The following is a 7,681-nucleotide window of genomic DNA, read 5'->3' as shown; positions in this document are numbered from 1 at the left end:
TCGTGCATTTCGCAGCTATACTCATTACTGCTAAAAAAATGTAAACACTACCTAAACACTATCGACTTTTGAAAAAGACGATCAAAGTACCGTTATCATCCTTAGTGATTATTACGTTGTTGTTGGGCGGCATAATTATTGCTCTTTTTTCAACGTTTTCTGGATTGATGTCAATATCTGGACGCGTTTTTAGCCAATCTGCACTTTTCTGCGTATATCCCTCGTCCCTCCAACCCTGTATCCTCTTTTTCCAAGATGTTTGATCCATTTTATCCGAATCGTATTCCGGTTTGAGAGCCGCAATCCACAGCGCATTCTGATAATAGGTCACTTGATGTCCATGAGTGACGAGTCGATCGTCCTCATAGAGAAAGTAAAACTTGCTATTGCCCTGTCGTTTTACTGTATACTCCTTTTGTTCTAACCAACGCTTTGCGTTCTCCCCTCTCAGAAAATCAGTTGTGTTCTTATACGGAATAAACAGCGGAGGTATATCAGGTCGCGACTTCTGTGAAGCGACAGGTGACTTCTGAGGTATTTCCGGTGGACGTGGCTTCACTCGCTGAACCTTGAAGGGTGGCTTCCGTCGGCTCACTTTTGAGCTCTGTTGATAATGTATCAGCAGCAAACACGCTGCCAGAAAAACACAAAGCCCGAAGAACAAGAACCTTTTCATCTCTTATATTCTCGGTGTGCAAACCCCTGTCTTTTCCTCTTTGGCAAGCCTCAGGATTTTGCCAGTTTCAGAGGCGAACGGCTCTGAAACGAGACCTTTTGCTTGGAAACCTTGGCAAGCAAAAGTGGCAAAATCTGCCAGCAAACTCCATTTTGGCAAGTTTGGACGGCTTCGCTGTCCAAACGGTACCCTTCGCCACTTGTTGCAAAGGGTACCAAAATGGTAGAAGTGGCAGATAGTAACGGTTTTCTTCGGAAACCTTCGCCAAACAAACGACGGAGTCGGAAACACTGCTCCTTTATTTTTCTTGACAAAAGAGGTTAGAAATAACGACTTCTGCCAGTTAACTTTTTGTTATTTTATCGGGGTGTGCAAGTAACTTTACCTTTGATTTTAAGGATTTTATCGTCTAAATCCAAATGAATTTCTGTAGGTTCTAAAGCCTTATAGATATAATTATTATTCCAGAGTACAGTTCCCCCTTTAATATCCAAACTTCCAGATGTATTCTCACGCTTTTCACCTCCCTCTATTACGATTACGCCTTTAGAGTCTTGAGTAACTCCTCCCATTGTTCCTGTATACCAGAACTTGTCGCCAACCTTCAAAACTTCATCGGGAGGCGGTGGCTTTGGAGGCAATTCCCTGGCTTTGCCATTCAGATCAACCGCCTGATCAGATCGCAAAACCAAGCGATACCTACCTTTCGGATCAACCGCTATCTGAGTGCCAAGACTTCAGATAGTAAACTCAAAGGAAACTCTGATATAGTATAGGGTTTCCCGAACGCAATTTGATTCGGGATATCTATTTCGTCCCTATATTTTTCTATCCACGCCTCTGATTCTAGAACATTCAGCACTTTGTTCCCCAAACCATGCTGTTTCTCAACCCACTTTTGCCATACTTCCTCAGGCCGCGGAGGCGGGGGTACTGGATTGTCATTTGATGCCCATTCATTATACGCATAAAAAACAACACCCAAAAGTAAAAAAAGAAATACTCTCACAATTTTCCAATACATAAAAACCTCCTCGTAGTCCTTCAACTTTGAACTTGAGGGATGGTTCGTAGTAGTGCGATTTATCGCACGTCCACAAGTCAATAACGGGTAATGAATTGCCCTACTACAAACAGGATCCCCTATAAACTCAATATTGAACGACTACTCGTTTCACTTACTGGACAACGAACATCGTTTTAGTTTCGAGGGTTTTCGGTAAATTGATGAGATAGAGATCCCTCATACCGTTCTTGTCCCGCCTCGCCCAATTACCATACGAGGGTATAGTAGACTCTGGTATTTCAAGTGTGAAGATATCAATATGAATATGCCGCACTGGTTGTCAAAGAAATCATTAGACATCCTGCGCCTACAAGCGTTCTCGTTAGACACCCCATGGCAGCTGTCTGAAGTTGAAGGTTTTGCAGTTCTGATACATATGTATCAGAATAGGAAGCAACATATTCTGGAGGTTTCTCCAGGAGCACCGCCGCGGGGACAGAGGGTTTGAGGAAATAAGTACCTAATATTAACGGGTTCACATTTTTCGGTTTTACGGTAACCTACCATCTACGTGTAAAATTCATTCGACCCGTAAGTCCGGTTTCATCTTCGCCCTTTTGGGTCTCATACCCAACGTATATGCCAAGCGTGTTATTCTCACCATAGCCGATATTTATACGCCCACCGAAATTTAAAGCCCACAATCCACCACCATCACCAAGACCGAGCACAGATTCAAACTGCGGACCGATAGCGACGGTGTCATTAAGAGCATAAGTGAAATACGTACGATTGTAGAGTTCGTTTAGGCTTTGGTCATCAAATATGGAAGAAATTGTACTGATCGTCCAATGGAAACCGAAGATTTTACCAGCCGGTAGGATCGCAAAGATTTGCGGATATAAGGCATAGGGACCATCTGGACTGGTATAGTTGAACCCAACGCCGAGCATCGGTGTTAGCAACAGTGCCATGCTATCATTCGCGATCACAGGGAATGAAATCCCCATATCAAACTCGCCCAAATGATCATTAACATAGATATTAGAATCAAATGAAATGCCACCACTGAGCGGATGACTCGCACCAACCAAGAAATAGGTACCCAAACTATCAACATCAATTTGAAACCATCCGGTAATTTTGGGTTTTTCTTCCATTGCCTCACCTTCAGTTTCATGCGCATCAGCGAAGGCAGTCGAGAAACTCACAAAAGATAACATACAAATTAGGACTACAACAGTGGTTAACCGAAATAGATTATTGAACATCTGTGCATGGTAGACAAGACAGTTCTTCATAAAAGGCTCCTTTTTAATTTGCTTGATTAACCTGTTCCATCAGTTGTTCGAGTTTACGTGGATCCTTGATACCCTTTGATGCCTCAACGCCGGAACAGAGGTCAATCCCGTGTGGACGGATTGTCTCAATGGCGGCTTTAACATTTTCTGGACGGATACCACCGGCGAAAAAGACCGGCAGCGGGCTTTCCGCAATAAGCTCAGCAGCGACATTCCAATCGCAAGTTTTCCCTGTGCCACCGTATCGGGGTTTTTCCAGACTTATATCAACACTATCAAAGAGTAGGAAATCGGCACCAGCCTCTTGATAAGCCTGCATCTCCGTTCGGACAGTAGGCATATCTACATTTTCCGGGCTTCCCGCAGGCAGATAGACAGACTTCCAGAGCTGACATGCCACGGTGTTTTTAAGCTCTTCCACCTGTTGCGGTGGCTCCTGCCCAAGGAGTTGCACGGCAAACGGCTGAACTTGTGAGACAATTTCCTGAATATCGGACGTTGTGCGGTTGTATAGTAGAAGGACAGTCGGGATAGGGCTCCCGTTTGCGATTTCGGAGGTTTGCGTGGTAGAACGCGTCCGTTCTGATACGGCAACATCAACTAACATGCCGACGTAGTTCGCCCCCGCATCGGCAGCGAGGCGAGCGTCGTGGATAGAGGTAATACCGCAGATTTTAACGCTGCAGCGGGATTCTGGGGTATTAAATTTGGATCTTTGCATATCTATAATACTTATCGGAAACCCTTTCGTTTGGCAGGTAATAGTGGCTTAAAAACTTCGGGAGCTCTCTTTTTCAACCGATTTATTTGCCGTCTAATCAGTTTCCGGGTTTCCTTATCTTCCCCTATCAAGGCCAACAAGAGTAGCATCCGGGCCTGTGATTTTTCCGGCACCCCAACCAACCGCTCAAGAATTGCATCTATATTTGCATCCACCTCATCAGGTTTAAGAAAACGGCGCAGTGACCAAGACAACATAACCCCCATATAGATTTCATCTTCAGATTTGGAACTAACTAGCTGTTTCAGCACGCTCTTGGCATGTTCCTGCAAAAAACCGCTGTTAAAAGAGAGATCACTTAAGGTTAGTGCAACAAAGTCAGACACGATGCTAGGGATATTAGAATCTGAGGAATTTATGAGTTCTTGGAATTTATCACGCACTCGCGGCGCGGAACGAACCGCCTTTTCAATACCGTAAAGATGGCGTTGGGCTGGTGAGTGCCATCCAGCCTGCAACAACCGTCCTCCAAGAAGTTTACAAAGATCTTCGGTAGGAGGGAGTTGTGCTCCCAAGTCCGTTATTAGTTCCTCATTGGAATATGAATAAATCCTCTCCAATAACTCTTGACTTATTTCTCTACGTAAACCGATATAAAAAAACGCAACCTCTCCCCAAATATCATCGAAATAAGTGTTCACAATCACGTCGTTCAAATTTTCAATGTCTTCTCTATTTTCGTGAATATAGAATGCGGTGAAGTAATCCAAGAAAGACCTATGTTTGAAAATCACTTCGGCACGTCCATTCAGGATACCCGCCCGCTCTATTTCTCGTACAAAACCCTCAACTGTTTCTGGGCTCCATTGGTACTCCGCTGTGTAAGAACTGAGAAAGCTTTCAAACTCCTCGCGAGGCATCGCCAATCTGTTTTTGCTTCTAAACTCGCGATAAGCAAGGATACCGAGAAATTTCTTTTTGATGAGGTAATCAAACAAAACTCCAATTCCTCTATCTTTATCTTCCCTACCGAGTACCATGTCAAAAAATCGATCATAGAGTTCGGTTACCGAAGCAGGAACTTCCTTATGTTCCTCGACCAACTCGACAAGTAGCATTAAAGAGAGCGGCACCAAGAGAATCTGTGCCTGTATCTTTTCAAGACTCTCTTTCATAGCCTCTAAAGTGTTACGATCAACTATCAATTTGGAAACCATTTTTAGGGCCTGACTGAATTCAAATGGGAGCAACTCATACTTCTCATATTTATGAGGTAATGTATTAAGAATATCAATTTTTCGGCTAGTAAGGATATAGGAACACTCAATTGCGTCCGAGAATCGATCCAATTCATCAATGAAACCCGTTCGGTGGTCGGAGTCGATTTCGTCTAACCCATCAACGATCATAGTACCTACCTTGAAACGGTTTTTAGTTTCTTCAGACTGGAAGTATGCAGTCAAAAAGTCTTCTGCTGATTTTACTTCTAAGAATTCCCTTGCGGTAACAAACACAGGGACAGATATACCTTCATCAGATCCACCTGGTTTTTTTAACAGTCGTTTGTAAGCATCCTGATACATATCAATTGCTAATTTCGTCATCGCGCCCGTTTTGCCGGTCCCCGGGTCGCCTAATAAAATCAATTTTTTCTGATGCTCAGAAGAAATTTTTCGTAGATATGAGAAGGAAAATTTTCTTTTTTTCCAAATTGCTTTTATAGTCTTTTCGTCAAATTCAAGAGGAGCACTAAGCGGTCTAATTAAAGGAGCAACGAAGTACTCAGATAAATTGTTACCCGATTCCCCTCGCCGATGGCTCTCCTCAAGTTCGTTGGTCTTCTTTTGTAAGAAATCCGCAACTTGTCCTTCAAAGAAAATCTGAGGATAAAACTCAGTAAAATTGTTGATGAGCCACTCTATATCGAAAACCTCAATTTCTGAGGCGATTTCACTTGTTAATCTTCTTCGCGCATTTTTACTAAAATCACCGCTAACACAACGAAAACTTTGGAAACAGGTAGATCTTCAAGGATTGACTTTGTTTCGGTAGGATGTGCTAAGGCTTGTTCGATCTGGCTCTTAATTTCCCGAAGTGTTTTCTCGGCACCCTTTGACAGTACAATTTCAGTTCTCGATTTCAAATCATCAACATCACCGAGCGTCTTACCGTTTATACGCCCGCGCTTGACTACTACACCAATAACCTCTTTAGTAAAATTATCAACCTTAAGGATAACGAGATCTTTACCAAATTCCTGTGGACCGTGAGTGATTTCAACGGTGTAATCTGGCTGCATTGCTTGGAACAATTCTTTAAGAAACGTATGCCAATCCGTTTCCTGATAATCCATGATGATTTTTCGCCGTAATGCTTTTGGTAGAGCTTCAGCTTTTTTTCTTAAGTTCATTGTGGTACCTTTTTTGCAAATTTTATCTTAGGCGTGGTTAATGACACCTTAAAATCTTGGGATATTTCAAGTTTTTTTAATAAAGTCGATGCCGCCTTTCGGGGAATCGTTTGTGTTCAGAGAATGGACGGGCACAGAAACCCGTCCTTACTGATCTATCATTAAAAGCAAAAGGCACGCGCTACATAAACACGGTTTGCCTGTCGGCATCGGAATAACAGATAATCATTGTCACAGGTTGCCAACCGGTGTTGACAGCATTGTGTTTGACATTCCGAGGGATGCGCAACATCATCCCAGGTTTGAGCGGGATGACTTCATCACCCAAACTATGATCGCATTCACCGGAGAGGACATAAATGAGCTCCTCACAGTTCGGGTGATAGTGGACAGGATTGCTTTCGCCAGCGTTAATATAGACAACGCCGAAGGTCATCTCAGCCTCTGGGTCAATTTGATCGTTGCAGAGCCATTTAATTGCGCCCCACGGGAATTCGAGGGCACCCGCGTCATTACTATTGGTTAAGGTTATCTCCATAGCAATTTCCTTTCTAACGTGAGAATGAAGTTTAAGAAAATAAATCGGTAATGTCCGGTGCGGTTAGGAATGCACGTCGCATAAATCAACGGTATGAATGCCTGATGGCATTCCCCGGGGCGAGTACGCCGCAAAACCGCACCTACCGGGCCTGGGTGAATTAGGATTACAGTTTATACTACGATATTCAATTACACCTCGAAACAAGCCAAACATCGTGAGGCATACGCTTCTAACCCAATCTTAGGTTCTTCATATAGATAGCCGACAGGGGCGCAGATAGCGCGTACACTCCGAAGCTGCATATCAATAGATTGATGGACATGCCCGAAAAGTGCGTGCGTGACAAGGGGTTCCCGCAAGCAGCAGTCCCCAAAGTGTTTACTCCCCATAAATGCTCGAAAGAAGTCCCACGGCAATTCGCCTCGGTATTGGAGGCACTCACGGAACGGGACATGATGCGTAACGACAATAATGCGGGATACCGCATCGCGGACGCTGGCAATTTGCGCCTCAAGTGCGACTTCAAAACGCTGAGTGACATTGCGATCCGTATCCGACCATTTCGCGTATCGCTTGTCATTCCAGACTGCCCCCATCAATTCTTTTTTCGCATATTGTGCTTCGGAGAAATCGTAACCGTCTGGTGCGAAAGTGTAATCGTACCAACCGATAGTCCCGCAGAAAGCAATCTTCTCAGTGATGAAAGGCGCATCCATAAGTGGGTGAAACCCACACTCATAACAGAGCTTTGAAATAATGTCGCATTTCTGCTCGCTTGTAACGTCGGGTGTCTCAATTGCCCAGATGTCATGATTACCCGGAACGAACAATTTTTCACACGCCAAATCTGCGAGTTGAAAAGCGTTGAGGGTTTCAGAAAGTTGCACGAGATGTCGTGCGAGATCCCCAGCAATCACCAAAACGTCAAGTTCCGCCGTCTTTACAGCCTCAAGGAGATGTGGAATGAGTGCTTTGTTCAGGGCCGTGACATCTATATGTAAGTCCGAAACGAGTCCAATTTTCATT

9 protein-coding genes are annotated in these 7,681 nt (G+C 44.0%); all 9 read right to left on the bottom strand.

All coding sequences use genetic code 11. From position 1 onward, the window contains the following. Window positions 1-58 precede the first annotated feature (58 nt). Window positions 59-676: a hypothetical protein gene (locus tag OXN25_20345; protein ID MDE0427212.1), complete on the bottom strand. Its 618-nt coding sequence runs from the start codon at window positions 674-676 to the stop codon at window positions 59-61. A gap of 359 nt (window positions 677-1,035) precedes the next feature. After that, window positions 1,036-1,362: a hypothetical protein gene (locus OXN25_20340; GenBank protein ID MDE0427211.1), complete on the bottom strand. Its 327-nt coding sequence runs from the start codon at window positions 1,360-1,362 to the stop codon at window positions 1,036-1,038. Window positions 1,363-1,394: 32 nt separating this feature from the next. Continuing rightward, the gene (locus OXN25_20335; GenBank protein MDE0427210.1) at window positions 1,395-1,538 is read right to left on the bottom strand and encodes a hypothetical protein; all 144 of its coding nucleotides are present in this window, start codon (window positions 1,536-1,538) and stop codon (window positions 1,395-1,397) included. Window positions 1,539-2,242: 704 nt separating this feature from the next. After that, entirely contained in the window at window positions 2,243-2,983 is a 741-nt protein-coding gene (locus OXN25_20330) for a hypothetical protein (protein ID MDE0427209.1), read from the bottom strand. Between the two features lie 13 nt (window positions 2,984-2,996). Beyond that, window positions 2,997-3,704 carry a phosphoribosylanthranilate isomerase gene (locus tag OXN25_20325; GenBank protein MDE0427208.1) on the bottom strand — a complete coding sequence of 236 codons (708 nt, stop codon included), beginning with the start codon at window positions 3,702-3,704 and terminating at the stop codon, window positions 2,997-2,999. Between the two features lie 11 nt (window positions 3,705-3,715). After that, entirely contained in the window at window positions 3,716-5,308 is a 1,593-nt protein-coding gene (locus OXN25_20320) for a hypothetical protein (protein ID MDE0427207.1), read from the bottom strand. 353 nt (window positions 5,309-5,661) lie between these two features. Next, window positions 5,662-6,114, bottom strand: a complete 453-nt coding sequence (locus OXN25_20315) for a restriction endonuclease (GenBank protein ID MDE0427206.1) — start codon at window positions 6,112-6,114, stop codon at window positions 5,662-5,664. A gap of 181 nt (window positions 6,115-6,295) precedes the next feature. Beyond that, window positions 6,296-6,652 (bottom strand): cupin domain-containing protein, encoded by a 357-nt coding sequence (locus OXN25_20310; GenBank protein ID MDE0427205.1) that lies wholly within the window; start codon window positions 6,650-6,652, stop codon window positions 6,296-6,298. Between the two features lie 191 nt (window positions 6,653-6,843). Continuing rightward, window positions 6,844-7,680 (bottom strand): metallophosphoesterase, encoded by an 837-nt coding sequence (locus OXN25_20305; GenBank protein ID MDE0427204.1) that lies wholly within the window; start codon window positions 7,678-7,680, stop codon window positions 6,844-6,846. Window position 7,681 lies beyond the last annotated feature (1 nt).

This window comes from Candidatus Poribacteria bacterium, assembly GCA_028820845.1.
GTDB lineage: Bacteria > Poribacteria > WGA-4E > WGA-4E > WGA-3G > WGA-3G.
Note: the sequence above shows the minus strand (reverse complement) of the source record. Positions and strands in the feature narration are given on the sequence as shown.